The sequence below is a fragment of the Streptomyces sp. RerS4 genome (assembly GCF_023515955.1).
In the GTDB taxonomy this organism is placed as follows: domain Bacteria; phylum Actinomycetota; class Actinomycetes; order Streptomycetales; family Streptomycetaceae; genus Streptomyces.
This window is the reverse complement of record NZ_CP097322.1, coordinates 219,788-244,932: the sequence shown is the minus strand read 5'-3', so window position 1 is coordinate 244,932 and position 25,145 is coordinate 219,788. Positions and strand designations below refer to the sequence as shown.

25 protein-coding genes and 6 pseudogenes are annotated in these 25,145 nt (G+C 68.9%); 16 read left to right on the top strand and 15 right to left on the bottom strand.

The window, feature by feature from the left end; all coding sequences use genetic code 11:
- The first annotated feature begins 186 nt into the window (after nucleotides 1-186).
- From sigJ to M4D82_RS01255, 3 genes are all read left to right on the top strand, one after another.
- The gene (gene sigJ, locus M4D82_RS01270) at nucleotides 187-1,122 is read left to right on the top strand and encodes an RNA polymerase sigma factor SigJ (RefSeq protein WP_249764210.1); all 936 of its coding nucleotides are present in this window, start codon (nucleotides 187-189) and stop codon (nucleotides 1,120-1,122) included.
- Nucleotides 1,123-1,745: 623 nt separating this feature from the next.
- Nucleotides 1,746-2,267, top strand: a complete 522-nt coding sequence (locus tag M4D82_RS01260) for a DUF4396 domain-containing protein (RefSeq protein WP_502988848.1) — start codon at nucleotides 1,746-1,748, stop codon at nucleotides 2,265-2,267.
- Between the two features lie 148 nt (nucleotides 2,268-2,415).
- Nucleotides 2,416-2,826, top strand: a complete 411-nt coding sequence (locus M4D82_RS01255) for a four-helix bundle copper-binding protein (protein WP_249764209.1) — start codon at nucleotides 2,416-2,418, stop codon at nucleotides 2,824-2,826.
- 251 nt (nucleotides 2,827-3,077) lie between these two features.
- Here the strand turns inward: M4D82_RS01255 and M4D82_RS01250 are convergent, their stop codons facing one another.
- Entirely contained in the window at nucleotides 3,078-3,605 is a 528-nt protein-coding gene (locus tag M4D82_RS01250; protein ID WP_249764208.1) for a hypothetical protein, read from the bottom strand.
- On the bottom strand, nucleotides 3,602-3,748 hold the full coding sequence (locus M4D82_RS01245; protein ID WP_249764207.1) for a hypothetical protein: 147 nt from the start codon (nucleotides 3,746-3,748) through the stop codon (nucleotides 3,602-3,604). The genes M4D82_RS01250 and M4D82_RS01245 overlap by 4 nt, the downstream gene beginning before the upstream one ends.
- A 78-nt stretch (nucleotides 3,749-3,826) precedes the next feature.
- On the opposite strand from M4D82_RS01245, the gene M4D82_RS01240 reads away from it, so the two are divergent.
- Both M4D82_RS01240 and M4D82_RS01235 read left to right on the top strand, forming a co-directional pair.
- Complete coding sequence (locus tag M4D82_RS01240) at nucleotides 3,827-4,396, top strand: TetR/AcrR family transcriptional regulator (protein WP_249764206.1); 570 nt, start codon at nucleotides 3,827-3,829, stop codon at nucleotides 4,394-4,396.
- A gap of 130 nt (nucleotides 4,397-4,526) precedes the next feature.
- Nucleotides 4,527-4,761: pseudogene (locus M4D82_RS01235) on the top strand (LexA family protein); the annotation flags it as partial.
- A gap of 95 nt (nucleotides 4,762-4,856) precedes the next feature.
- Here the strand turns inward: M4D82_RS01235 and M4D82_RS01230 are convergent.
- Nucleotides 4,857-5,189 carry a hypothetical protein gene (locus M4D82_RS01230; RefSeq protein ID WP_249764205.1) on the bottom strand — a complete coding sequence of 111 codons (333 nt, stop codon included), beginning with the start codon at nucleotides 5,187-5,189 and terminating at the stop codon, nucleotides 4,857-4,859.
- A 71-nt stretch (nucleotides 5,190-5,260) separates the two neighbouring features.
- The gene (locus tag M4D82_RS01225; RefSeq protein WP_249764204.1) at nucleotides 5,261-6,814 is read right to left on the bottom strand and encodes an ISL3 family transposase; all 1,554 of its coding nucleotides are present in this window, start codon (nucleotides 6,812-6,814) and stop codon (nucleotides 5,261-5,263) included.
- 331 nt (nucleotides 6,815-7,145) lie between these two features.
- Here M4D82_RS01225 and M4D82_RS01220 point away from each other — a divergent pair, with 331 nt between their 5' ends.
- Together M4D82_RS01220 and M4D82_RS01215 are read left to right on the top strand one after the other, a co-directional pair.
- Nucleotides 7,146-7,589 carry a hypothetical protein gene (locus M4D82_RS01220; protein ID WP_249764203.1) on the top strand — a complete coding sequence of 148 codons (444 nt, stop codon included), beginning with the start codon at nucleotides 7,146-7,148 and terminating at the stop codon, nucleotides 7,587-7,589.
- 8 nt (nucleotides 7,590-7,597) lie between these two features.
- The gene (locus M4D82_RS01215; protein WP_249764202.1) at nucleotides 7,598-8,131 is read left to right on the top strand and encodes a DUF3995 domain-containing protein; all 534 of its coding nucleotides are present in this window, start codon (nucleotides 7,598-7,600) and stop codon (nucleotides 8,129-8,131) included.
- Nucleotides 8,132-8,291: 160 nt separating this feature from the next.
- Here the strand turns inward: M4D82_RS01215 and M4D82_RS01210 are convergent, their stop codons facing one another.
- Complete coding sequence (locus tag M4D82_RS01210) at nucleotides 8,292-9,242, bottom strand: RNA-binding protein (RefSeq protein ID WP_249764201.1); 951 nt, start codon at nucleotides 9,240-9,242, stop codon at nucleotides 8,292-8,294.
- A 100-nt stretch (nucleotides 9,243-9,342) separates the two neighbouring features.
- Nucleotides 9,343-9,558: pseudogene (locus tag M4D82_RS01205) on the bottom strand (integrase core domain-containing protein); the annotation flags it as partial.
- Nucleotides 9,559-9,605: 47 nt separating this feature from the next.
- Here M4D82_RS01205 and M4D82_RS01200 point away from each other — a divergent pair.
- Nucleotides 9,606-10,096, top strand: a pseudogene (locus M4D82_RS01200) (Tn3 family transposase); the annotation flags it as partial.
- A gap of 66 nt (nucleotides 10,097-10,162) precedes the next feature.
- Here M4D82_RS01200 and M4D82_RS01195 read toward each other — a convergent pair.
- The gene (locus M4D82_RS01195) at nucleotides 10,163-11,044 is read right to left on the bottom strand and encodes a LysR family transcriptional regulator (RefSeq protein WP_249764200.1); all 882 of its coding nucleotides are present in this window, start codon (nucleotides 11,042-11,044) and stop codon (nucleotides 10,163-10,165) included.
- Nucleotides 11,045-11,205: 161 nt separating this feature from the next.
- Between M4D82_RS01195 and M4D82_RS01190 the strand changes: the two genes are divergently transcribed.
- Complete coding sequence (locus M4D82_RS01190; protein WP_249764199.1) at nucleotides 11,206-12,309, top strand: alkene reductase; 1,104 nt, start codon at nucleotides 11,206-11,208, stop codon at nucleotides 12,307-12,309.
- A gap of 135 nt (nucleotides 12,310-12,444) precedes the next feature.
- Here M4D82_RS01190 and M4D82_RS01185 read toward each other — a convergent pair whose 3' ends face one another.
- From M4D82_RS01185 to M4D82_RS01175, 3 genes are all read right to left on the bottom strand, one after another.
- Complete coding sequence (locus tag M4D82_RS01185; RefSeq protein WP_249764198.1) at nucleotides 12,445-12,789, bottom strand: hypothetical protein; 345 nt, start codon at nucleotides 12,787-12,789, stop codon at nucleotides 12,445-12,447.
- A 354-nt stretch (nucleotides 12,790-13,143) separates the two neighbouring features.
- Nucleotides 13,144-13,791 (bottom strand): response regulator, encoded by a 648-nt coding sequence (locus tag M4D82_RS01180; RefSeq protein ID WP_249764197.1) that lies wholly within the window; start codon nucleotides 13,789-13,791, stop codon nucleotides 13,144-13,146.
- Nucleotides 13,788-14,852, bottom strand: coding sequence for a sensor histidine kinase (locus M4D82_RS01175; protein WP_249764196.1), 1,065 nt, complete (start codon nucleotides 14,850-14,852; stop codon nucleotides 13,788-13,790). Before M4D82_RS01175 ends, M4D82_RS01180 begins: the two co-directional genes overlap by 4 nt.
- A 241-nt stretch (nucleotides 14,853-15,093) precedes the next feature.
- Here M4D82_RS01175 and M4D82_RS01170 point away from each other — a divergent pair, with 241 nt between their 5' ends.
- Nucleotides 15,094-15,618 carry a DUF6326 family protein gene (locus M4D82_RS01170; protein ID WP_249764195.1) on the top strand — a complete coding sequence of 175 codons (525 nt, stop codon included), beginning with the start codon at nucleotides 15,094-15,096 and terminating at the stop codon, nucleotides 15,616-15,618.
- 736 nt (nucleotides 15,619-16,354) lie between these two features.
- Here the strand turns inward: M4D82_RS01170 and M4D82_RS01165 are convergent.
- From M4D82_RS01165 to M4D82_RS01150, 4 genes and pseudogenes are all read right to left on the bottom strand, one after another.
- Complete coding sequence (locus M4D82_RS01165) at nucleotides 16,355-17,557, bottom strand: S8 family peptidase (RefSeq protein WP_249764194.1); 1,203 nt, start codon at nucleotides 17,555-17,557, stop codon at nucleotides 16,355-16,357.
- A 189-nt stretch (nucleotides 17,558-17,746) separates the two neighbouring features.
- Nucleotides 17,747-18,247, bottom strand: a pseudogene (locus M4D82_RS01160) (diadenosine tetraphosphate hydrolase).
- 25 nt (nucleotides 18,248-18,272) lie between these two features.
- Nucleotides 18,273-18,875 (bottom strand): gamma carbonic anhydrase family protein, encoded by a 603-nt coding sequence (locus M4D82_RS01155; protein WP_249764193.1) that lies wholly within the window; start codon nucleotides 18,873-18,875, stop codon nucleotides 18,273-18,275.
- Between the two features lie 193 nt (nucleotides 18,876-19,068).
- Nucleotides 19,069-19,824: an SCO6745 family protein gene (locus M4D82_RS01150; RefSeq protein WP_249764192.1), complete on the bottom strand. Its 756-nt coding sequence runs from the start codon at nucleotides 19,822-19,824 to the stop codon at nucleotides 19,069-19,071.
- Between the two features lie 61 nt (nucleotides 19,825-19,885).
- On the opposite strand from M4D82_RS01150, the gene M4D82_RS01145 reads away from it, so the two are divergent.
- Nucleotides 19,886-20,842: a LysR substrate-binding domain-containing protein gene (locus M4D82_RS01145; RefSeq protein ID WP_283844431.1), complete on the top strand. Its 957-nt coding sequence runs from the start codon at nucleotides 19,886-19,888 to the stop codon at nucleotides 20,840-20,842.
- On the opposite strand, the pseudogene M4D82_RS01140 reads toward M4D82_RS01145, so the two are convergent.
- Nucleotides 20,778-20,909: pseudogene (locus M4D82_RS01140) on the bottom strand (IS5/IS1182 family transposase); the annotation flags it as partial. The gene M4D82_RS01145 and the pseudogene M4D82_RS01140 overlap by 65 nt on opposite strands.
- 214 nt (nucleotides 20,910-21,123) lie before the next feature.
- Between M4D82_RS01140 and M4D82_RS01135 the strand changes: the two are divergent.
- From M4D82_RS01135 to M4D82_RS33965, 5 genes and pseudogenes are all read left to right on the top strand, one after another.
- Nucleotides 21,124-21,345 (top strand): DDE-type integrase/transposase/recombinase, encoded by a 222-nt coding sequence (locus M4D82_RS01135; protein ID WP_249764191.1) that lies wholly within the window; start codon nucleotides 21,124-21,126, stop codon nucleotides 21,343-21,345.
- The gene (locus M4D82_RS01130; protein ID WP_349637112.1) at nucleotides 21,303-21,497 is read left to right on the top strand and encodes an IS3 family transposase; all 195 of its coding nucleotides are present in this window, start codon (nucleotides 21,303-21,305) and stop codon (nucleotides 21,495-21,497) included. Before M4D82_RS01135 ends, M4D82_RS01130 begins: the two co-directional genes overlap by 43 nt.
- 172 nt (nucleotides 21,498-21,669) lie before the next feature.
- Complete coding sequence (locus tag M4D82_RS01125) at nucleotides 21,670-22,461, top strand: bestrophin-like domain (RefSeq protein ID WP_249764190.1); 792 nt, start codon at nucleotides 21,670-21,672, stop codon at nucleotides 22,459-22,461.
- A gap of 664 nt (nucleotides 22,462-23,125) precedes the next feature.
- Nucleotides 23,126-24,279 (top strand): annotated as a pseudogene (locus tag M4D82_RS34225) (IS630 family transposase).
- Nucleotides 24,280-24,364: 85 nt separating this feature from the next.
- Nucleotides 24,365-24,493, top strand: a complete 129-nt coding sequence (locus M4D82_RS33965) for a hypothetical protein (protein WP_283844430.1) — start codon at nucleotides 24,365-24,367, stop codon at nucleotides 24,491-24,493.
- Nucleotides 24,494-25,145: the final 652 nt, after the last annotated feature.

Sequence of the window (25,145 nt, the reverse complement as noted above, 5' to 3'; positions counted from 1 at the left end):
TGCAGGAGATGGCCGCGACGTCTACGCGCTCCATGCCGGTGCACCTCCCTTTGCTTCCGTCGCGTTCCGTTGTCCAGTACGACGAAACGGCCCGGCGGAATGTGAGGCGGGGCGCCGATCTCACATTTCGGGGCGCTGCCTCGTCAAAGAGGTGAGGGAAGATCCGACCGAGGGAGCCGCAAGACCATGACGTCCACTTCGACCGCGCCGCAGGACGGCCGTTTCGACCCGATGCCCAGCGCCCTCACGGGTGAGCGCCGCCGGCTGCTCAACCTCGCCTACCGCATGCTGGGCTCCCTGGCCGAGGCCGAGGACGTCGTTCAGGAGACGTACGCCCGCTGGTACGCGATGTCCCCGCGGCAGCAGGAGGCGGTGGCGTCCCCCGGGGGGTGGCTGACCAAGGTCGCCGGGCGTATCTGCCTCGACGTGCTTCGCTCGGCAAGGGCGCGGCGGGAGCAGTACGTGGGGGAGTGGGTCCCCGAGCCGCTGCCCGCGCGCGCCGAGTGGCCCGCCGGTGCGATGGACGGCAGCACGTCCGATCCGGCCGATCACGTCACGCTCGACGAGTCGGTCAGCATGGCCTTCCTCGTCGTACTGGAGGCGATGACCCCGGCGGAACGCGTGGCATTCATCCTCCACGACGTTTTCCGCTATCCCTTCTCCGAGGTGGCCGACATCGTCGGCCGCTCCCCGGCGGCCTGCCGCCAGTTGGCGTCCTCGGCCCGCCGCCGCGTCGACGCCTCGCGGGCTCCCTTGTCGCCGACGGCCCAGCGGGCCGGTGTCGTCAAAGAGTTCAAACTGGCGTGGCAGGCCAAAGACATCAATGCCCTCATCGGCCTGCTCGACCCCGCCGCCACCGCCATCGGGGACGGCGGCGGACGTGTCACGGCGCTGGTACGCCCGATCGAGGGCGCCGAGCAGATCGCCCGCTTCTTCGCCGACCGGACCCTCCCGGGTCGACTGGCGGTCCGGGAGTGCACGGTCAACGGCCAGCCCGGTCTGGCAGCCCACCTGGACGGCGCCGTCGTGTCGGTGTACGCGTTCGATATCGCGGACGGCGGCATCCGACGGATCTGGGCCGTGCTCAACCCCGAGAAGCTCCGGCCATGGAAGAGGAAATGACGCTCGGCCCACCGGTCGGCCGGCGCCCATGTGCAGGACGGGCCCGCAGCGCCCTGGCGAGCGATTGCGGGCCGGAGGTAGAGAGAGCGAGCCGCGCGCTCTACTGCTCGGCGGGCCCCAGGCGGCCGGCCCGCCACCGCGCCACTCGATCAGTAGCCCGTCGTCCCGGCGGACGTCGTCGGGGGCCCAGGCCGGCCCTGCACAGTAATTCGAAGAGGTGTCGCCGGGGCCGCCGGTGCGGCCGAGGATCTCGCCGTCGCAGCGGACGCGGTGCCCGCGCCGGGAGTCCGGCGAGCAAACGATCACGCGCAGGTCGGGGCTCATCTTCCAACTCTTCGATCGCCGCGTGAGCTCCGCGGCGATGTCGTCCCGGTCCGGGCCGTGCAGCCACAGGTTCTGCGCGGTCTCCCGCAGAAGAGCCGGCTCGTCCGGCCTCTGCAGCAGCACGAGCCGACTTCGACGAAGTAGTGCTCGCGGCGCTCCTGACCGCACGCCGGTGCCGGACGGTACTCATCTCTTTCCGCTTCACTCGACCCTCTCGCCATATACCCCTAGGGGGTATATGGTTGTGATGTGGGTCCGCGGGAGCGGGGTCACACTGGACGGGAATGGGGATGACGGTCATGGACCACAGCGCGCACCACACCAGCACCACACACGACCACACTGCGCACCAGGCGCACGCGGAGCATGCCGGACACCAGATGGGCCCGGTGACCTGGGGGGCCGCCGCGAAAGCGACGCTGCACTGCCTGACCGGATGTGCGATCGGCGAGATCCTCGGCATGGTCATCGGCACCGCCCTGCTGTGGGGCAACGTCGAGACGATGATCCTGGCGATCACCCTGGCGTTCGTCTTCGGCTACTCGTTCACGCTGTTCGCGGTCCGCCGGGCCGGCCTGGACTGGAAGTCCGCGATCAAGGTGGCGCTGGCCGCCGACACCGTCTCGATCGCGGTGATGGAGCTCGTGGACAACGGCATCATCGCCCTGACCCCCGGGGCGATGGACGCCCACCTGTCGGACGCGCTGTTCTGGACCGCGCTGCTGGGCGGCTTCGCCGTGGCCTTCGTGATCACGACGCCGGTCAACAAGTGGATGATCGGCCGGGGCAAGGGCCACGCCGTCGTTCACGCCTACCACTGACCCAGGCCGCTCGACGAACGCGCCCGGCTGCACCTTCACGGGTGCTGCCGGGCGCGGTCGCGTCTGGGGGCGTTGGCTGGAGGTACCGGGGGCTTCGATGGCGGCCGCTCCGGATCCGCCGGCGCCGCGGGGAACGGAGGCACCGACGATGTCCAGCACCGTCAAGGACATGCTCGCCACCCACCCGGCCGACCTCGGCGACATCGACCAGGCCAAGCTCACGCACTGTATCGAGGAGTGCATCGCCTGCGCGCAGACGTGTACCGCGTGCGCGGATGCCTGCCTGTCCGAGGGCATGGTGGGCGAGCTCGCCAAATGCATCCGCACCGACATGGACTGCGCCGACATCTGCACCGCCACCGCCGCCGTGCTCTCGCGGCACACCGGCTACGACGCCAACATCACCGCGGCGATCCTCAAGGCGTGCGCCATGGTCTGCGCGTCGTGCGCCGACGAATGCGGACGGCACGCGGACATGCACGAGCACTGCCGCATCTGCGCGGAAGCCTGCCGCTCCTGCGAGCAGGCGTGCGACGAACTCCTCGGCGCCCTCGGCTGACGTTCGCCCGTCAGCTGCCCCCGCCCGGAAGGCGAAGCCGCGGGGCGGCCACGGCAACGGCACCACTGATCCACCCTCCCAGCCCCCCGCCTCTCCGAACGCCACCCACCCGAGCAAGGAGCCCAGGCACGACGACGACGGACACCAGCACTGAGCAGACCTGCCTCCGCCGTCAGAACCGTCAGACGACAGCCGGGTCGGAGACAGCGCGCCCTTTGCCTGCGTGCAGGCCAGGCCCCCGGCGGCGGGGCTCAGCGCGGCTGTGGGAACTGCTCGGGCCGGCGGCGGCGCCCGTAGCGGGTCACCCCGCGCGGCTTGAACACCGACAGGGCGGCCGCCGTCAGCAGGACCAGCAGGGCGGCGGCCGCGTCGGCGATCAGCTGGATGCGCAAGGCCTGGAGCTCGCCGCCCGCAAGCGCAGCCCGAGCGGCGGCGTCCGCGAGGTGGCCGACCGGCTGCATGTGGACCAGCAGCAGAAGTGTCGCGACCACGGTGATCAGCAGTTTCGCGATCACCCAGTAGTGCCGCAGCAGCCCCCACACCGTCCCGAGCGACTGCACCAGGCCGGTGATCAGGCAGGCGATGCTGAACGGGACGATCACGTACCAGCCCACCACGTCCATGGCCAGGTAGGCGCCCCGCACCGTCTGGGGTGAGCTGCTGGTCAGCCCGGCGACGGACAGGGCGAGGAAGGCCGCGACCGCGCCCAGCCAGCCGACCGAGGAGGTGACATGGAGCGTCAGCGTGAGCTTGCGCAGCCTCGGGGAAAACGGGGTCACGGCGCGTGCCCCGCCATGCCGCCGCCGGCCAGGTGCACGATGACGAACACCACGACCAGCACGACGGCGACCGCCGCGGAGACCTTCACCCAGCGCGGCGCCCCCTCGCCGTCCTCATCGTGACGGTCCGGTGAGCCTGCCATGACGCCTCCACTTTTCGAGACACTCTGTCTCTATCTGAAACTGAGTGTATGCCGTGTGGACGTCCGTATCCTGAGTGGGTGCCGAAGCTGTGGAACGAGACGATCGACGCCCACCGCGCCGCCGTGCGCGAGGCCATCCTGGACGCCACCGCGAAGCTGGTGGCCCAGGGCGGCCTGCGGTCGGTGACCATGTCCCAGATCGCCGAGCGGACCGGCATCGGTCGAGCGACGCTGTACAAGTACTTCTCCGACGTCCAAGCGGTGCTGCTGGCCTGGCACGAGCGCCAGGTCGCCGCCCATCTCCAGCAGCTCGCGGGCATCCGCGACCAGACCGGCACCGCCATGGAACGCGTGAGGGCGGTGCTGGAGGCGTACGCGGGCATCGCCCGACAGCAGCACGGCGGTGAACTCGCCGCCCTCCTGCACCAGGGCGAGCACGTCACCCACGCTGAGCAGCACCTGCACGGCATGGTCCAGCACCTCCTCGCCGAAGCAGCCGAAGCCGGTGACCTGAGGGGCGACGTCCCACCGGCCGAGCTCGCCCAGTACTGCCTTCACGCCCTGACCGCGGCGGCCGCCCTGACTTCCCAGGCGGCTGTGACCCGCCTGGTCGTCGTCACCCTCGACGGCCTACGCCCGGTTACCTGAGCCGGCAGTGCCTTGCGGTCGCCGGTTCCGCCACACCGAGCGAACCCACGCCGGACTCTCGGTAAGAGCGAAGAGTCGCCGCCGGTTCCCAGGCAGAGTCCCGTGGCTTCGGCGAACTCGTCGGTTTCCGGTCGTGGGCGACAGCATGATCGAGGCCGCCATCTGCGACGGCGACATCGTCACCGCCGGGCGCCAGGAAACCGCCGACCACGGCGACATAGTGGCGGCCATGCCGGGGGGACGGCGAGGCCACGGTCAAACGCCTGCGCCGCGAGAACGGCCAGGTCTGGCTCACGCCCCACAACCCGGCGTACGCGGCTTCTCTGGGGTCGGGCAGTGCTGTGTGCGGTGATGGCGGGAGTTGATGCAGCTCAGCGGCGCGTGGTGGGACTGTAGCTTGCGACAGGTGTAGTGCGATCGCTGAACCGAGTGGTCTCGCCGCGGACGGCATGGCCAGAGTTCAGGTTCGCCGCTGAAGGCCGAGCAGAGCGACGGCCAGGACGTCGGGTTCCCGGGGGCTGTTCTCCTCTAGGAGGTTGATGCGCCGTTGAAGCTGGTCGATGTCGACCGGGGCTCCGAGCCCAGATTCCGACCAGACGCTCTCGCCGAGCTGAGACGACAAGCGCTTCTCCAGCTGCCGGATCCGTGCGGTGAGGCACTTGTTGGCTTCGAGCGCGTTCGCGAGGTCTGCCGGGAGCGATGTCCGGCTCACCGCCACCATCCGCCCGTCCTGGATGGGTGTGCCGGCCGCGACGGGGACCCGTTCGAGCAGGTCAGGATGCCGATAGGTCACAGCTGTCGCGACTGAGCACGACACCTGGCCTGTTGGACAACTTCAAGGTTCTGACCGCTCTTCCGTGACGACTACGGCTGGAGGAGGATCCGGGCCCTCAGCAGGGTGAATGAGGCTCTGCCGTACACCTGCCGCTTGATCGTTTTGATCCTGTTGACGTGGCCCTCGACGATGCCAGAGCTGTAGGGCAGCGTGAGCCCGGCGGCGACGGCGTGGAGGTCCTGGCGGACGGAGTCGGCGAAGACGCCGATGGCGTCAGGGCCGCTCAGTTCGGCCTTCTGGATCCAGTCTCGGAGCAGGTGGCCACGGCGATGTCGCAGCATGTCCGTGAACTCCCGAGCGAGGTCGCAGGCCGCGGCGATCTCGGGGCAGGCAGTTCGTGCGGCTTCCAGGCTCGCGGTATCCGCAAGGCTGAGCCCCTCCTGGGGACGCATGATCCATGAGGTGATCGTGCGAGGACTGGGCGTCACTGCCCGGGCGGGTATCGCAGTGCCCTTCCGGATCGTCGTCACGTAGCGGTGCACGACGTGGTAGCCGCCGGAGTAACCGAGGGCGAGCACCTCGCGGTAGAGCTGCATCGGGCTGGTGGCGCCCTGGTCGAACCGGTGCTGTATGTGACCGATGAACGGGTCGAGGACGCCGTGGCCACGGTCTCGTGCCGAGGCGAGGAGGTCCTCCAGGTCATGGTTGCGGTAACGCCGTACCGTCTTGCGGTCCAGTCGCAGCCGGCGGCCGATGGCGCTGAGCGACAGGCCGCTGGCGGCCAGTTCGTTGACTTCCGCGTGGCGTTGGCGGACCCGGTCCAGGAGCGGTGTCTCAGGGATCACCGGCTCCTGGCCAGCGTCCATGGAGCTTGGCTGGCGCAGACAGTCGCGGTGTCGGCGGCAGGTCTTCTCCACAGCCGTCGAGAGGTTCTGGAGGAGGTGCCAGCGATCTGCTACTTCCAGCACGCCGAGGGCCGCCTGCCTGATGGCCTTGGTGAATGCCATCAGACGGTCACGGCACACTATCTCGGCGCCTGGGTGCTCAAGGAGCCAGGCAGCGACCGTGGCGGTCTCCCGATCAGGCAGTACGTCCACCGGCCTGGAGGTGTCGATGTCGACGAGGACGGTGCCGTAGGTCCGTCCCCTTCGGAACGCGAACTCGTCGATGCCGAGTATCCGCGGTGCTCGGGCCGGCACGGGCGGTGCCGTCAGCTGTCCCAGGAGGGCAGTCCGCCGGCCGTGGAGTCGTAACTTCACACAGAGGCGCTGGCCCGGACGGCCGCCGAGCTCCACCGCGACCGCCCTCGTTGCCGACCGCGCTGCCGTCGAAGAACGGCGCCGCGGCTCGGTCAGGCCTGCCACCTGTTCCACGAATGTCCGACGTCGGCAGTGGCTCTGATCGCAGAAGAACCGACGCACCCGGAGGCGGACGATCATCTTGTGGCCACCGACGGGCAGCCCGGCTATGTGACGCCAGTACCGGCTGTGCACCCGCGCGGCAGGATGCTCGCACTGGGGGCATCCACCAGGCGGCCCGCACCCCGCCGCGTCGACCATCAAACTGTCATCGGCGACTACGACCTGCCGCACCACGAGGTTCAGACCCGGAAAGAGAACATCTTCGAGCGTCTCCACCTTCACAACAGAGGGATCCCCCGTCGGAACGGCCCTGCAATCCGGACCTCACCGCCTTGAGTCGCTGGTTCTCTTCCCTGGCTACATAGTGAGGGCGTCAGTCGTCAGCCCTGTCAGGCCTTCTCCGCTGGCCTCCCCCGCGTGGGGGAGGTGGATCATTCTCGAGTACGAAGACCTGTCGTGGGTGGCAGCGTGATCGTGAACATATGACGAGCTCTCTTGATCCGAATCAGGTGCCGCGCGCATGAACGCGATGGCAGCGGTACACGCCGTCCGGCGGTGGCGGTCGGCGTGCCGCCCGGCCGTGGTGCCTCTGAAATGGGCCTGGCCTGCGTACGTGTCCGCAGTCGACCAACTGGTCTACGCGGGGGAGAAGGGCTACTACGCGACCCAAGGACGCCTGGGCATTCCCGGCGGACCGCTGGTGACCGCCTCGCAGTACACCAACACTTCCGATGTCGCGCTCGCGCAGTGGACGCTGGCCTCACTGGGCCTGCTCTCCGCCATCATCGCGCTCGCCGCCGTACGGCCATGGGGCGGCCTGGTACCGCGCCCGCTGCTGCTTCTCGGGCTGTGGGGAACGGTCGCCCCGGCAGCCGCCGGCCAATTCCACGTGGCCCGGGAAGTCCTTTTCGGCTCCGGTCCCGGTGGGTGGTCGGCGTGGGCCGCAGTGCAGGGCGCCGCGGGCCTGTGCCTGTGGCTGGCCATGGCCTGGATCTTCACTCGCCGCCGGGGACAGGACACCACAGCCGCGGTGAAGACGGGGCGAGGCACGGGATGAAGGAGGCCATGGACACGCGGTCCCCCACGCGCCGCACCCTGTCAGTACGCCGATGGGCCGCCTACGCGACCTGTGTCTGGACCCTCGCCGGCTACGGAACGCTCAAACTCTATTGGGCGCTGGGCGGCACGGCGCTCACCTCCAGCGCCCCTCTGCCCCGGTCGGCCCGTGAGGAGCTCGCCGCGCAAACCCCCGGCACGATCGCTGGACACTGGATATCGGTCGGCCTGGTCGTCTTGGGCGCCTTGGCGGCGCTCGCCACGGTGCGGCCCTGGGGACATGTGCTGCCACGCCGGCTCTTGACCGTGCCGATGTGGATCACCGGCGCCCTCATGGTCCTGCGCGCCTGCGGCGCGCTGGGCTTCGGCTTCGTCGGCGACGCCATGGTGCTGACGGGCACCCGGCACGTGGGGCCGCCCGACACCGAGATCGCGCACCATCTCTCCCGCGTGGATCTGCTGCTCTGGTCGCCCTATTTCCTGGTCTGGGGCCTCCTGTGGGGCGCGACCGCCTGGGCCACGCCGAGGCGACCAGCCCGCTAGGCCAGCCAGGCATCCACAGGCGCAACGGCCCGAAACCTGTGGGCACCTCCATCGACTCCTCCGCTGCGCCGGACTCCTCATCCCGGCGTAGCCATCACGGAAGCGCGGTCACAACCAACTTCAATGCACAGTGACGGCTGACCGCCCGACGTTAACCAGGTCACCACCGGGCGCGCAGCACCCCATCGCTGTCGGGCAGGACGGCGCAGAGCAACGGGTTGCGTTCGTCGAGGTACACGGGCAGGGTGCAGGCCGCTCTTGAGCCGGCCACCAAGGCAGCGAGCTGCTGGTACTCGGATTCGTCGACGATCGTGTGGCTGATCGTCCCGTCCTGTGCCTCCCAGACGAATTCCGCGGATCCCTCCTTGGGCAGCGTGGCGAGGACCGCACCGACGTCAGGGGTCAGGTCGGGCCAGACGTGCAGCACAGCGCGTGGGCTGAGACCGGCGCGCACCGTGTCGAGGTTGTCGGGGGTGAGGCGGTGCCAGCGTGCTGCGTTGCGGACATAACCCTCCTCCAGGAGCACTGTCTGCCGCGAGGCCAGCGTCGTCAGCAGGCGCGCCCAGAAGTCCTCGTCGGCGGTCTCCGTCACTTCGGGCTCGTCATGCTCCACCGCGTAGGGCGAGGCCGCCACCGGCTCCGGGAAGAGGCCGAGTTCCCGGGTGCGGGTCACGGCGTCCGCGCAGGGCCGGTCGGTGCCGACGTACACGTACTGGTCCCATCCGACGTGCACGCTGAACACATCCCGCACCTCCAGCCGGCACCAAGCGCCCTGGTCGCGGAGCATGGCCCGGACCAGCTCCAGAGCGACCGGGAGGGAAACATCGGCACCGTCGTGGTAGCCGGTGAGATCGGGCGGGAAGAGACCGCCGAGGCCGTGCCCTTCCACCGGCGGCTCCACGCCGAAGTGGACGGATCCAGCGACCGCGGGCTCGCGAATCGCCAGCCGGGTGATACCCGCCGCCTCGGCGAAGGCGGCGATCGCCGCCAGATAGGCCCCCTCGACCGGCCCGTGGTCGCTGACTGTGTCCTCTGCACCGGTGTAGCGGCCGAGCTCGTCGCGGTCGGCGGGGTCGTACTTGGTGATCCGGTGAACGAAGGACGGCGGCACGCTGCTCCCTGGACGGTCAGAAGGGGTGCCAGCGTAGTTCCCCGGTCTGCCGGCCATCTCGGATGCACGGCACGACAAGTCCACCGCTCAACGGACAGGGCTAGGTGTCTTGACCCGCATGGTTGTTGACGCGGCTGATGGGTGAGTGTCCGTCGAGTGCGGTGTGGCAGCGGTGGTGGTTGTAGGTGTGGAGGAAGTCTGCCAGGGCTTCGGTTCGCTCTGTGTTCGAGGTGTAGGGCCGTAGGCAGGCCCACTCGTCGAGCAGGGTGCGGTTGAAGCGTTCGATCTTGCCGTTGGTCTGCGGGCGGTAGGGCCGATGCGTTTGTGGCTGATCGCGGCCTCGCTGAGGGCCTGGGTGAACAGGCCGTCCGCGCCTACGACGTGATCCGGATGCTGTCCCATGACGGACGGCCCACCCCGCTTGGCGACGCGATCGCCCACTACGGGCGGATCGCGAAGACCCTGCACATACTGCGCCTGGCCGACGAGCCCGGCCATCGCCGCCAGATCAAGGTGCAGGCCAACCTCCGGGAAGGCCGTCACGCGCTCGCGCGGAAGATCTTCCACGGCCGGGCTGGGCAGCTCTACCCGCGCTATCGGGAAGGCATGGAGGACCGGATCGGCGCCCTCGGCCTGGTCCTCAACGCCCTGGTCCTCTTCGATACCCGCCACATGGACGCTGCGCTCACCCAGCTCCGTGCAGATGGCCTCAACGTCCGCGACGAGGATGTGGCGCGCCTCTCACCGTTCGTCCGGAACCACATCAACATGCTGGGTCGGTACTCCTTCCAGCTTCCGGACCTGCCTGGCGGATGCGACCCCTGCGCGGCAAGGACGCTGCCGACGAGGGATGAGGCTGCTCACGCTGGGTTTTTTCCTCCGGTAGATCGCCGCCGTCAAAGCCCGTGGTCACCATGCGCTCAGACATGTTCGAGGCACGTCTCCGCGAACGCGCGCATCTGGTCCGTGACATGGGAAGTTCGCCAGACGAAGCTGTATTCGATCGGGTCGGCGTCGTGGAAGGGGACCCAGGTGACGCCGGGGTGGGCGTAATACTGCTCGGCGATGTCCGCTGCGGGTGATACTCCGGCACCCGCGGAGATCAGGGGCAGGACCTCCGGCCAATACGTTGCGGCTGGGCCTTGGGGGATGAGTCTGCCCTGTGGTGTGAACCGGGGGAAGTGGTAGTCCAGCCAGTACAGGGGTACGGGGCCGGTGATGGTCACGAGCTCGGTGTCAGCGAGGTCCTCCAGCGACAGTGACGAGCGGCGGGCGAAGGCGTGCCCCGTCGGGACCATGAGGACTCGGGGCCTCGACAGCAGCACGGGGCCGGGCGTGAGGTCAGGCTCGTCCAGAGGCCGCTCCGTCACCTGGAGGTCCACGTGGCCCGCGCGAATCGGGCCGAACGGATCGCCGATCTGGATCTCTTTGATCTCCACCCGTGAGCCGGGAAATCGGGTGGCGAACGTGTCCGCTGCTCGGAGGAGGACCTTGGCCACGAAGGCCCCCGAATACCCGACGCGCAAGACACTGGTCCCCATCCGGGCGGCCTCGACGGCACGGGCCACCGCGTGCTGGATCTGCCGGTGGCCGGGGAGCAGGTCGTCGCGGAACTGTACGCCGAGGGCCGTGAGCGCCACGCTTCTGCTGGTGCGGACGAAAAGAGGCGCACCGATGCGGCGTTCCAGCTTCTTGACGACTTGGCTGGTACGTCCCTGGGCCAGCCCGAGCCGTTCCGCTGTCCGCCGGAAATGCAGCTCCTCGGCCAGCGCGAGGAAGACCTCGATCTCGTACCGCTCCATGCAAGCCCCCACCGGTGAGTCCAGGTCACCGATCCTAGAACGGAAAGGTCTTGTTCCTGGCGGGCCCCCGATCGACAGTTGATCAAGCTGTTCGGCCACAACGCTGAAGCAACGTCCCCCTGCCGCAGGGGTCATGCACGCTGCCCTGAAGGGAACCCATCATGTCTGCGACACCTGAAGAATCGCGCTTGTTCGAGCCCACCAGGCTCGGCCCGCTGCAGCTTCCCAACCGCCTGGTCATGGCGCCGCTCACGCGCAACCGTGCCACGAGCGACGGTGTGCCGACCCCGCTCATGGCGGAGTACTACGCGCAGCGGGCCACGGCCGGGCTGATCATCGCGGAGGCCACCACGCCCAACAAGGTGGGGCAGACGTTCCCCGACATTCCCGCGCTCCACAACGACGCGCATGTCGTCGGCTGGCGCCAGGTCACGGAGGCGGTACGGGCCGCCGGCGGGCGTATGTTCGTGCAGCTCCAGCATGGCGGTCGGGTCGGTCATCCCGACAACAGCGGTCTCGTCCCCGTGGCGCCGTCGCCGGTACGCCTCGACGAACCGGTTCCGACGCAGAAGGGGCGGCAAGAGCCGGTCGTCCCACGGGAGATGAGTATCGACGACATCAAGGCAACGGTGGCGGACTTCGCCGTGGCGGCCCGCCGGGCGGTCGACGCGGGATTCGACGGCGTGGAGGTGCACGCTGCGAACGGGTTCCTGCTGCACCAGTTCCTGGCCAAGGGAACCAACACGCGGGCCGACAGCTACGGGGGCTCGGCCGCCCACCGCGCCCGTTTCCCCCTGGAGGTCGTGGAAGCCGTCGTGGAGGCGATCGGTGCGGAGCGGGTGGGCGTACGGATCGCGCCCGGCCTGGGTGTGAACGGCATTGAGGAAGGCGACAGCGAGGACATCTACACCGCACTCGTCGACGGTCTGGACGCTCTGTCACCGACGTATCTGCACGTCGTCTTCGCCGATGCGGACAACCCCTTGTTCCAGCAGATCCGCAAGGCGTGGCCGGGCACGCTCATCGGCAACCCGGTGCTCGGCTGGGGCGACCCGCTCCCTGTCGACGGCGGCAAGAGCGCCGGTGAACGCCTGCTCTCCGCAGGCGCCGACCTGATCTCGTACGGCCGCGGCTTCCTCGCCAACCCGGACCTCGTCCACCGGCTGCGCACCGACGCGCCCCTGAACGACTACCGCCCTGATTCCTTCTACGGGGGCGGCGCGGAAGGCTACACCGATTACCCCGTCCTCGCTGAGCGCGTGTGAGGGTCGCTGTCGCTGATGGTCGGGTAGCCCGAGGCCGAGACGCCCCGGGCTACCCGACCATCCCCGATTCGCCTGGTTCTCCGGCTTCTTGTGCCGGGGACTTCACCATCAGAGTGCTCTCCGTGACCAATTAGGTCAGTGGTCAAACCACAAGCTGAACAGACCAACAGCATTCCGGGTTCGGTGGCGGCTCCCCCCGCTGCTGTGGTGGGCCCGCAGCACCGCGCTCTTCCAGCTCGCCACCGAGATCCCGACCGCAATGCTCGCCCGCACCCTCGGCATCCACACCGACGTCGGCGGCGCCCCGGCGCTGGAGTTGACATTCCGGATCCACGGAACGCGGATCTTGCAGTACAGCTCGACGATCTTCCACCATTTCTTCTCGACCCAGACCTCGTAACCGTTGCTGCGCAGCTCCGCCTCGGCCGGCTCCGCCTGCGCCACCACCTCCTGCGGGGCGGGGGCACGGCAGGCAGTCATCGACTCCGTCCGCCGGCGACGCGTCCGGGCCGAGCTGCGGCACGATCCGCAGGAGGTTCTCCCTGGCCTCGGCCCCCAGCTCCATCGGCCGCTTCGCGGACCGCTCGAAGACGACGCCGTCGCCGTCCAGGCCCTCGCTGGTACGGACACGCGCCGGCGTGCCGACGCCTTCGTCGGGCGATGGGGGAGGAACGCCAGGACGGTCCTGGCACCGGGCTCGTCGCTCACGCGGTAGACCTGCCCGCGCCCGGCCTTCATGGCCGTGCCCATCTCGTTCAGGTCCTGGCCGTCGTCGTTGTTGCGCAGGCGCAGCTGCCACGAGGCTGGGAAGCCGGCGGCGGAGCCTTTGCGGCGTCAGATGCGGCCGGTCTCGTGGGCCCACATGGCGACCTCGACGCGGTTTCGGGCGCCGAGCTTTCGCATGAGGTTGGCGAGGTGGGCTTTGACGGTGCTTGGGGTGATATGGAGCTCGCCGGCGATCTCATTGTTGGTGCGGCCTTGCGCTACAGGCACGAGGACTTCCTCCTCGCGGGCGGTGAGCGGTTCTATCGGCTGCCTCGGTGGTGAGGTCCGTGCGTGGGCGAACGCTGCGAGCAGTCGGACAGTCACGCTGGGTGCGATCAGTGCGTCTCCGTCGGCGGCGGCGTGGATGGCCTGGGTCAGCAGGGCGGGTCCGGCGTCCTTGAGCAGGAACCCGCGGGCGCCGGCTTTGAGCGCCCCGTGGACGTACTCGTCGAGGTCAAAGGTGGTGATGACCACGATCGGCAGCGGATCGGTGACGTCGGGGCCTGCGAGGCGTCGGGTGGCTTCGATGCCGTCCATCAGCGGCATTCGGATGTCGAACAGGCCGACGTCGGGGCGCAGCTGGAGCGCCAGGCGGACTGCCTCACGCCCGTCGGCGGCCGCGCCGACCACTTCGATGTCGGGTTGGGCGTCGAGCAGCATGGTCAGCCCGGTGCGCACGATGGGCTGGTCGTCGGCGATGAGGACCCTGATGCTCATCGTGGCGTCCCGGTTCGAGGCAGGACCGCCTCCACCCGCCAGCCCCGCTCGGCGGCGGGGCCCGCGTGGAAGGTGCCGCCGAGCAGTGAGGCGCGTTCCCGCATGCCCACCAGGCCGTAGCCTGCTGGGGCGCGGCCGCCGGCGGCGGAGCCGTCATCGTCGATGGTCAGCCGTACCTGGTCGGCGTCGCCTGTGACGGCGACGGTGACCTGGGTCGCGTGACGGGCGTGCCGTCGAGCGTTGGTGATGGACTCCTGGGCTATGCGGTAGATCGCGGCCCCGACCGCCGGGTTGAGGTCGTCGAACTCGCCGAACAGCGTCACCTCGACGCAGGGACGCGTCCGACCATCGGTGGCGAGCTGCTCGACCTCGGCCACGCCGGGCTGCGGCGCGAACTCGGTGTCCTGTGCGACGCGGAGCACGCCGACGATGGCGCGCAGCTCGGTGAGGGTGCGGGTCGCCGCGTCCTCGATGATGGCCAGGGCCTCGATGGCACGCTCGGGGTGGGAGGCCGCAATCGCACGTCCTGCTTGGGCCTGGATGACGATGCCCGAGACATGGTGGGCGACGGTGTCGTGGAGTTCACGAGCGAGCTGTTCGCGTTCGCGGGCCTTGGCTTGGTCGATGTCGCCGATGCGGATCTTCGCGCGATAGCGGATCGTGGCGCCGAGCGCGGCGGCGAACAGGAAGAACGCGTACCCTTCGACCGTCTCCCACAGGCTCATGGGGTCGGCGACGTAGGTGATGGCCAGCCAGAGCAGGATGACGCCGAGGCCGCTTGCGGCCTCCCGACCGGAGCCCCATCGGAACAGGGCGTAGGCCAGGATCAGCGCCGCGCCGATGCTGTTCGGCAGGGCGCCTTGCGACCCGGTGAGGATTCTGACGATGTCGACGATCGTCAACGTGCCGAAGGAGACCGCAACCGCGACGAGCGGGTGCGTGCGTCGCCACAGCAGGGGGCCGAGGACCGCGAGCACCGCGAGTAGCAGCAGCGGGCGTGGCGCCAAGGCCTGGCGAAGCATCACTTCCACCAGGGACCAGCAGATCAGTACTGCGACCAAGACCCAGTCCCGCGGCCTCCGGTCCGGGGCATTCGCGGGTCGAGGTTCGACCCACAGCGAGCGGAGTGCGTTGGTGGCCATCTGATCAGCCTAGGCGGCCCGCGTGCTCGGTGTATCCGTCGAAAGTACAAGAGCTCGGCTGTACCAACGGCCAGGTCGAATCAGGTTCCGCGGCTGATGTCCCCGCCGCCGGCAGCCGTGAAGGTGGAAGCACCCACCCATCAAGCCAGGGAGCATTGTGATGAGAACGCCTCAAGCCCACACCGCACTGGAGAATCCGCCGCCCCAGAGCACGCTGGAAGATCTGCGCATGCCCGTGCAGGCCAAGCTCGCAGCAGCATGGACCAGCTTCATGTTCCTCTACATCTACGTCGACTACCTCGCCCTGTACAAGCCCGGCTTCGTCGACGACATCCTGGCCGGCATCGTCCACGAGTTCGACATCGGCCCGACCTTTGTCGCCGTTGCGCTCACGCTCATGGCCATCCCGATCCTCATGATCCTGCTCTCCGCGACACTGCCCGCCCGTGTCAACCGCACCGTCAACCTCGTCGTGGCAACGCTCTACATCCCCGTCTCGATGTTCAACGCGGTAGGGGAGTCTTGGACGTACTCCTACTTCTACGGCCTCTCCATCGGACTCGAAGTGCTGCTCCTGGCCTTCATCCTGCGCTCCGCCTGGACCTGGCCACGCCGCATCGCATCACCGGCGACCCTGGCAGCCGGCCTCGACAGCGAGCCACTCCACAGGCCGCAGCAGGCGTGACTGCCCGCCCCGTGCCCGACCATCCTTCGCTCGCGCCACCCGCGGGCACGGTCATCCGTCTCGTTCGCGGACCGGATCGGGCCCCGGGAAAGTCGGTGCCGACATGGCCTGGCACTTCGCTCGCCCTGGGCTCCAGTACGCCTCCACGGAGGACTTGCGGCGGGGAGTGCCCACGAAGGAGAGCAGAGCGACGCTGAAGGCGCTTGCCGATCTCCGCAACGTGTATCGATCGGCCTGCCTCACTGCGTTCCTGGCCTGCGAAGACCCAGAGACGCGCCAGGACCTCTCGCTGGGACTCAGCCTCGACCCGGCGGACTACCCTGCCGAGTTCCGAACCGGCGATGCAAAGGCCAGGCTCATCATCCAGGCAGACCCCGAGCGGCATCGCCGGCTTGAGGAACGCCCCGCGTTCGGGGCCTGCCGCCCGGACCTCGTGTCGACGACGGCGCTGCGGGCGCTGGACATCTGGACCCGGACCGGGCACCGTCGCCTCCGGATGGTGAACCCCTCCCGGGCGGTCCGCCGCCTTCTCGCCGTGGCGCCGTCGGCGCTCCGGCCGCGCGGCCTCTCCTCCGCGGCCGCCGGACGGGCGGCCCCCACAGTCCGCCGTCCCCGAGATCACCGGGAGAAGCAGTGCACCGTTGACGTCGATGCCATGAGGACTGCCCTCCGGACCGCCCCGCGAGGGAGCGGCCCGGAGGGCAGACAGACGATCGGGCGGGGTGGCTTCAGGCCGTTACGGGGCCACCTTCAGGAGCTTGTTCACGGTGCCCGTCGACGGGTTGGTCACCGCGCCGGTGGTCGCCGACGCGTTGAGGGCCGCCGCCGTCTGCGCCGGAGTCGCGGACGGGTGCCCGGCGAGGTAGACCGCCGCGGCGCCGACCACGTGCGGAGTGGCCATGGAGGTGCCGGAGATGGTCTTGGTACCGGTGTCACTGTCGTTCCAGGTGGACGTGATGTCCGAGCCCGGGGCGTACAGGTCCACCACGGAGCCGAAGTTGGAGAAGGAGGACTGCGCGTCGTCGATGGTGCTCGACGCCACGGTGATCGCCTCCCGGACACGGGCCGGCGAGCCCTGCCCGGCGTCGGCCGACTCGTTGCCCGCCGCGACGGCGAAGGTGACGCCCGACGCGATCGCCCGGCGCACCGCCTCGTCGAGCGCCTCGTCCGCGCCGCCGCCCAGGCTCATGTTGGCGACGGAGGGGCCGGAGTGGTTCTTGGCGACCCAGTCGATACCGGCGACGACCTGCTCGGTGGTGCCCGAACCGTTGTCGTCCAGCACCCGCACCGCGACCAGCTTCGCCTTCTTGGCGACGCCGTGCGAGGTGCCCCCGATGGTGCCGGCGACGTGCGTGCCGTGGCCGTTGCCGTCGTCGGCACTGTTGTCGTTGTCGACGGCGTCGAAGCCGTGCGTGGCGCGGCCCCCAAAGTCCTTGTGGGTCACGCGTATGCCGGTGTCGATGACGTACGCGGTCACCCCCTCTCCGGCGTTGTCCGGGTAGGTGTACTTCTTGTCACCGGACTTCGCGACCTGGTCGATCCGGTCCAGCCCCCATGAAGGCGGGTTGTCCTGGGTGGCGTTGATGGTGAACTTCTTGTTCTGTACGACCTTGCCGACGGCCGGGTCCGCGGCGAGCCGCTTGGCCTCCGTCTCGCTCAGGCCCGAGGCCGAGAATCCGTTGACCCCGGAGGTGTAGGTGCGTTGCAGTTCGCCTCCGTACTTGTGAGCCAGTTGCTGTCGGTCCGCGGAGCCGTCGAGGATGACGACGTAGCTGCCGCTGATCGCGCCGGGCGCGCCGAGTCCGTACACCGTGCCTTCGGCCGGCGTCGCCGCCCCCGCCAAGGGGGTGCCGAGCAGGGCCAGGGCGGCCGCCGTGGCGGCGGCTCCCGCCGTCACTGCTGCATAGCGAAAACGGCGCGAGCGCTTGTGAGTTGCCATGTGGAGGGTTCTCCTCGTGTTGACGTGTGGGGCGTCAAACCTTCTGCAGAACCCTGTGCCGATTGACAGGCGCAAATCAAGGTGGTCAAGCCATCCAACGGTTATTCAACAAGGTTTCTTAAAACATCCCACGCATCGCCTTCACCACACACACGCGTTCCCCCGAACTTCTGCACGAATACGGCACGTTCACAGACGTGATGCGTACGGCTTCCCTGCGCCCCCCTCAACTCCCGGCAACGCGAGCCGAGTTCTGCTCTCCGGCTCGCGGACCAGCGCGCCTCGCATCCCCTTGCGTCGAAACCCCGCGCGGTGGCCGCCACATCCGGCGAGCCGGTCCAGCTCTTCGCCGATCGCCTCATGCAGCGGGTCGTGCCGCGGCCCGAGGGCGTACCTCTCGTCGCTCCAGCCCGTGCGCGGATACAGGCTGACCAGCCTGCGCACGTCACCCGCCGGGACACCGGGTCCATCCGCCGGCAGGCACCCTCGACGGCCTCTCCCAGCCAGTCCATGTCGGACAGCAAAGCCAGTCGCTTCTGCCTCGGCAGGTCCGACAGCCGCTGCGCGGCGCGGGTCGTCGGTCAGGAGCACCGCGTACCGGGGCGGGAACTGGACGTCGTCAATCACCGCGAATCCCGCTGCCAGCCGCCTCAGCACTGCCGGGTTCTCGCCCCGCAGTGCGCTGCTGATGCGGACCGAACTCCTCCGGCGGGGCTCAGATCTGTTGGTCGTCGCTGTGGCGGCCGAGGCCGCGGCCGAAGCGTTCGGCGATGGCCGGCATCAGGCTCTCACCGTCGGCTGGGCGGTCCAGGCCGAAGACGTAGCCGGGGAAGTCCAGGTTCTTCTGCACCGCCCAGATCCCGTCGTGGTCCTCCGGTGGAAGGATGCGTACAGGGTCGCCGACGGCGATCCAGCCGATCGGCACCATCGAGTCGGCAGGCAGCACCGTGCGCACATGAACGACGCCGTTGATCCGCACCTCGGAGCGGGTCCCGATCCGTGCTCCGTTGAAGACACGGCTGCCGGTTGCCATGAAGGCCTCGTCCTCGACCCGGCAGCCGGTCAGGTAGGAGGTGGGGCCCACCAGGACCTGCCGTCCCAGGATCAGCGGATCCCGTCGGGTGCCCCGCAGGACCGCGTTCTCCATCACGATGCTGCCCTCGCCCAGCTCCACCGGCCCGCCCTCGGCGGTGAGCACCGCACCGAACAGCACCCGGCACCCGGCTCCCACGCGCACGTCCCCGCACAGCGTGGCGGTCGGAGCGACATAGGCTGTGGGGTGGACGGTCGGCGAACAGCCCTCATGAGCGATCAGCATGGCCGCGATCACGCCGCGCCCCGGGGCGCTGGCGCACCCCACTCCACGAGGCGAGCCGCGCGCCAGGCCTGGCCGAATACCTGCGAGAGGGTGTTTTGCCGGCTTCCCTCGCATTCTTCTTCGGGGTGGCGTCCCGGGTCGGTGGTGACGACAGGCCGGCCTTCGATTACCTGTTGGTGTTCACGACGTCCGGTCATGAGGGCACGGAGCCGGTCAACGCGTTGACATGCTGGGCGAATTGGGTACGTTGCCGGTCGGTCAGCGTGGCGTAGAGCGGCGCCTGCAGCTCGTCGGTGAGTTGCTCGGCACACTGCCATCGGGAGATCAATGCTGCGGCGACGGGACGTGGCTCTTGCCAGCCGTAGTGGGTTGCCTGCTCGACGCCGAGGTTGATGACCATCGCCTCTCGGGCGCTCAGCCCGCACAGGCGCACCGCCGCCAGATGGCAGGCGCCGCGGTGTTCCCGCAGGACGTGAATGTGCTGCATCGCCGCCCCGACAGGGTCGTCGCCGGGTATGGGCTGGGCGCGCCAGCCGGCGAACAGGGGCAGCGCGTCGGCGTCGGCGGCGTCGATCAGCTGCTGTGCCAGGCGGTTGAAGTGCTCCACATCGGCGTCGGCGGGGATGTGGGCGCGACCCCACGTCCGGACGGCCTCTGCGTAACAGGCGGCGGCCTCCTCCGCCGGCATCACGGACCGGCCGGACCGCCAGCCGGCGGTGACCAGATCGGGGCCGAGGAAGCCCTGTACCGCTTGGACCACCGAGGCCGGCGCCTCGCCGAGCACCCCGAACCGGCCGCGGCAGTAGAAGCCGCGCCCCGGGGCGAACCCGGCGCGCAGGCCGATGGCGGCGGTCACGTCGTCGGACATGAACTCGTCGCCGAAGTCGTGGAGGGGTCGGGCAACCGCGACGATGCAGTCGAAGATTTCCATGCGCTGACGGTCGCTCACCTCGACTCAGCAGGTCAAGGGGATGATTCCTGAAGGAACCCTTTAGGTAATCTATCGAGTCATGCTGGATATCCGCCGTCTGCACATGCTCAAGACCGTCGCCGCCCGTGGTTCCATCACCGCGGCCGCCCAGTCCCTGGCGCTGTCCGCCGGTGCCGTGTCCCAGCAGTTGGCCGCTCTGAGACACGACGTGGGCGTCGATCTCCTGCGTCCTGACGGGCGGACCGTCGCGCTCACGGAGGCGGGCCGCGTGCTCCTCGGACACGCCGAGCGGATCCTCGCCGCCATGGAGGAAGCCGAGTGCGCCGTCGCGGCGGTCAAGGGCACGGTCGGTGCCACCGCCACGCTCGCCGCGTTGCCGTCGACCGTCGCCAGGATCGTGGTCCCCGCGCTGATCGCGTTGGGCGCGGACCATCCGCAGCTCGTCGTGACCTGTCTCGCCACCGACCAGGCACAACTGCGGGAACTCGCGCTCGGCACCGTCGACGTGGTGCTGGGACAGCGATACCACCACCTGCCGGAGACCGCACCCAAGGGCATCGCGGTCTCGCCGCTGCTCGACGATCCGCTGCTCGTCGTCACCGCCGCCGACCGATCCGGCGAGCGTCCCGTCGTCCTGCGTGAACTGGCCACGCACGACCTCGTCGTGCCACCGGCGACCACGGACTGCGGACAGGCCATCCTGCACGCCTGCCACCAAGCCGGCTTCACACCCGCGACCCGCTACGTCACCGCCGACATCGCCGCCCAGCTCGCCCTCGTACGAGCCGGCCTCGCCACCGCGCTCGTCCCCCGAACGGCCATCGCCCCCGCCACACCCGGAATCCGCACGGCGCCCATCGAGGACCACCCGATTCTGCGCCTCCTGTTCGCCGCGACCCGTCACACCGAAACGACCAACCCGACGACCACGGCCGTCATCGCGGCACTACGCGCAGCAGCGCAACAGGCAACCGGTTGTGATCCTCTTTCCAGCCCGGGAGTTCGGCCTGGCCGCTCTGCCGACGGTTCGGGATGACGAGTTCGGTGCCCGGATGGCCGGCGTCGGCGAGCGTAAGGGTCTTGCCGACGGCGGCCTTGGCACCCCTGCAGTGGTCCACACTCCTGCATGGCCGCCGTCAGAGCAATTCTCCCTGAAGGCTCACCCTGAATGTTTGGCACAAGGACAAGCAAGGTCTTCTCAGGCCGACCCGGGATACCCGTTGTGCCATGACCCGGCCGCCGCGACTTCTATTCTGCGGGTACGTGCTGCCGTGGAAGGATTCTGCTCGACCGGAATCGGAGCGAGGCCCGAGGTGATTGGATGAACACCTGGGCACCTCTCTGGCCGCCGACGCCCTGACCGCCGCCTGCCACCAGCGCCGGCCCCGGGGGCCGGTCGTCTTCCACACCGACCGCGGCGGCCAGTACACCAGCTACGCCTTCGCCGCCCTGGCAGCCGGCCACAACATCCGGCTCTCCGTCGGACGCACCGGCGTCTGCTGGGACAACGCCCTGGCCGAGTTCTTCTCGCCACCCTGAAGAACGAGCTGGTCAGCCACCACACCTGGCACACGCACGCCGCCGCCCGAAGCGCGATCTTCGAGTACATCGAGGGCTGGTACAACACCCGGCGACTCCACAGCAGCCTCGGCTACCAAAGCCCGGCCCAATACGAAACCGCAGCAGCCTGACCAACACATAGAACCTGTCCGCCAGCAGGAACAACCTCACTGCGTTCTCACACGATCTCACACGATGGTGTGGAGTTCTGGTCTCATATGTGGGGGAGGGTGCCGGTATAGGGCGTCGAGCGCTGTGCAGGGGCCAAATGGCATTGCGTCGTCTTCCCTAGACTCACCGAACATGTCGCTCTGGCTGCTCAATCATTTCAGCACGTTCACCTTGGCCGTGATCACCGTCGGCGGGACCGTCCTCGTCGCCGTGACCGGCAGTGTTCTGCTGCGGCGGAGGTACCCCTCGCTGGCCCGGGGGGAGCACAACGACATGGTCGGCGTGACTCTGGGGATGTTCGGTGCGATCTACGGGATCATCCTCGCCTTCGTCATCGTCACCCTGTGGACTCAGTTGGACAACACACAGACCATCGTCGCGACCGAGGCCACCGACACCGCGCTCATCGCACGCGACGCCGCAGCCTTTCCCCCCGCGGTCCGCGCAGACCTCGACGCGGCGCTCAGCGGCTACGTGCATGCCGTCGTAGAAGACCAGTGGCCCCGCATGCGGGCCGGGCAGCCGAGCTACGGGGCGACGGAGGAGCACCTCAGGGCCGCCTTCGCCGTACTCCAGGCGTACGACCCGAAGACGCCGCGCGAAGAGGTCTTCTACGAGGAAGCTGTCAGCCACCTCAACGATGTCGCGGCCCAGCGTCGTGCCCGCCTCACCATGGCCGAGCAGGAACTACCCCCGCTCCTCCAGGTCCTGGCCTTCGGCGGCGCGATCGTCCTGATCCCGCTCACCTTCCTTTACGGCATGCGCAAGCTGCGCATCCAGCTTCTGTTCGTCGCTTCCGTCGCGGCCCTCATCGGATTCAGCCTGCTGCTGGTTTTCGTCCTCGACCGTCCGTTCGCGGGCGACCTCAGCGTGAGCCCCGCTCCGTACCGGGAGGGAGCGCTCGCGTCGTACTGGAGCCGGTGAAACGACGCGTCAGCCGTCTGGTCTGTGGTGTCCTGTCTCCGGCTGTGGGTGGCCTGGGGTGAAGCCGTCGGCCAGTGCTTCCGCGACCGCCCACGTACCGCTCGCGACAGCCGAGGCCATCATGACGGCGACCACGGTCCACCCCGGGCGCACGGCGCCCTGCCGCCAGTCCGGCGTTCCCCACCACAACGCCGCCGGCGCGACGGCGCCCAGGATCAGGGGCCGTGCCACCTGGCCGACGTCCGACACCTCCTCGGCGGTGGTGAAAGGTGCGTTCCTGCGTGCATCGTAGGAAGCCCTGCGCGCCTGCTCCGCAGCGGGTCGGTCCGGCCAGTGCGGGCCAGGGTGCAGTGAGGGCAGCCGGTAACGGCGTGCACGGGTGCGAGGCGGAGCCGGGCTTTCGGCGGTGTGCCGTGGGGTCTGTCGCCGTATCCGCTGGGGGAGCGCCTGGGCGAGCTGCTGCTGCTCAGGGATCCCTGCGAAGCCGGCGATCAGGCCCCTGCCGGCGGGGTTGAAGTACACGCGACGCGCCCCCTGGTATCGCAAGTACGCCGAGTCCAGGCCTGACACACGCCAACTAGTGCCGCATCAGGCAACGTTCGCTCTGTTGTGACGGTGACGCGCCGCTCGGAGGTAGCCCTGGGCGGGGTGCGCTCGCCAAACTGTGCAGGGGGCTGAACGAGTACGCGTCCGTGAGATCGATGACGATGAGGGCCGACGGTTACTGCGGATCGTCCGTCGGGGCACGGGGCCAGTGGTGACGTGGCGGCGGGCCCAGACGGTGCTGCTGTCTGCGCAGGGCATGGCCGTAGCAAAGATCGCGGAGGTCACCTTCACCAGCGCGGACCGGGTCCGGGACGTGATCCACAACTTCAACACCGACGGCTTCGCATCGCTCTACCCGAAGTACAAAGGCGGACGGCCGAAGACCTTCACGCTGCCCGAGCGGCGCGAAATCAAGAAGATGGCCAAGTCCAGGCCGGCCGAGCACGGCCTGCCGTTCTCGACCTGGAGCCTGGTCAAACTGACCGACTTCCTGGTGGCCGAGGGGGTGGTCGACGACATCAGCCATGAGGGCCTGCGCATCCTGCTCCGAGAGGAGGGTGGCACCTTTCAACGAGTGAAGACCTGGAAGTCCTCAAAAGACCCGGACTACGCAGCGAAGAAGGCCCGAGTCGAGCACCTCTACGCCATCGCCGACGGTGAGGTCACGCCCGAGGTGGGAGAACCCGAAGCCATCTTCTGCATGGATGAGTTCGGGCCGCTCAACCTCCAGCCCCACCCCGGACACCAGTGGGCCGAACGCGGACGTCGACACAAAGATCCCGACACAAAGACCCCGACCGGGAGCCCAGGCCGAGGAGGCGGGCGACCTACACCCGGCCGCACGGCGTCCGCCACCTGTTCGCCGCCTACAACCTGGGCAAGGACCAGCTCTACGGCCACATCAAGAATACGAAGAACCGCTCGAAGTTCCTGGAGTTCTGCCGCTACCTGCGCTCCTTGCACCCGGCCGAGAAACGCATCGCGATCGTGTGTGACAACTACTCACCGCACCTGACAACGAAACGGTGCCGCAGGGTGGCGGACTGGGCCGAGGCAAACAATGTCGAGATCGCCTACACTCCGACGAATTCATCCTGGCTGAACCGCATCGAGGCCCAGTTCGCCGCCCTGCGCTACTTCACCCTCGACGGCACCGATCACGCCAGCCACAAGGAACAGGGCAGCATGATCCGCCGCTACATCATCTGGCGAAACCGCCACGCCAACGACGACCACCTACGGAAGATCATATCCGAAATCAACGTCGCCTGAACTGCAGTCCCGCGGACACAGCCGCGACTGCCTCGGCAACGTCCGAGGTCACCACACGGCACTCGGCCTCGATCAGGAACGGCGGATGACCATCCGGACCGGTATCGAGCTGGACGCGATCCCGAACCGCGACGTCCCCCAGGAAGAACACGTTGTCATCGTCGCCGGGGTGTGTGACCGCCAGACGTTCGATGATCAACCCCGGAACGGCTGACGGAGCAGCGTGAACACCTGATCGGTCGGCCCGCCGGTTAGATCACCCTGCCACCACGATCGGGTGCGACTCAAAACTCTCCCCAGGACGGCGAGTATGACAGTCTCCGGCCCAGCACATCAGGGTCAACGTTGCCTGATGCGGCACTAGCTCGTCATCGGCTGTTCATTCGAGGGCAGCGTTGTGGGTCCCGGCGTTGTAGACGGCGCGCCGCTGGGTGCCCGCGTGGCAGTGGGGGCCGTCGTAGGGGTGGGGACCGGAGTCGGGGCCGAAGTGCAGCCCGAGCTCGGCGTGATGACCGGGCTCGGGGTCGCGTCGGGTGCGTAGGCCGCGATCGGCGCGCGGGCCGCGACCGGTGTGGAGGTCGGGACCCGTGTGGGGGCAGGGCTCGGCGCACGGGTCGGGCCCGTAGTAGGGGCAGCGCTCGGCGTCGGAGCCGGCGCGCCGGTCGGGTCCGGTGTGTGACTCGGAGCCGGCGTGCAGGTTGGGGTCGGTGCGCAGGTGGGGCTCGGGCTCGACTCCGAGGTGACGGGTGGGCTCGGTGCCGGATCGGCTGCGTAGGCCGCGATCGGGGCGCGCGACGAGTCCGGTATGGAGCCGGGTTCGGTTGTCGGGCGCGGAGAGGAGGTTGGAGTCGGCGCACCGGTCGGGC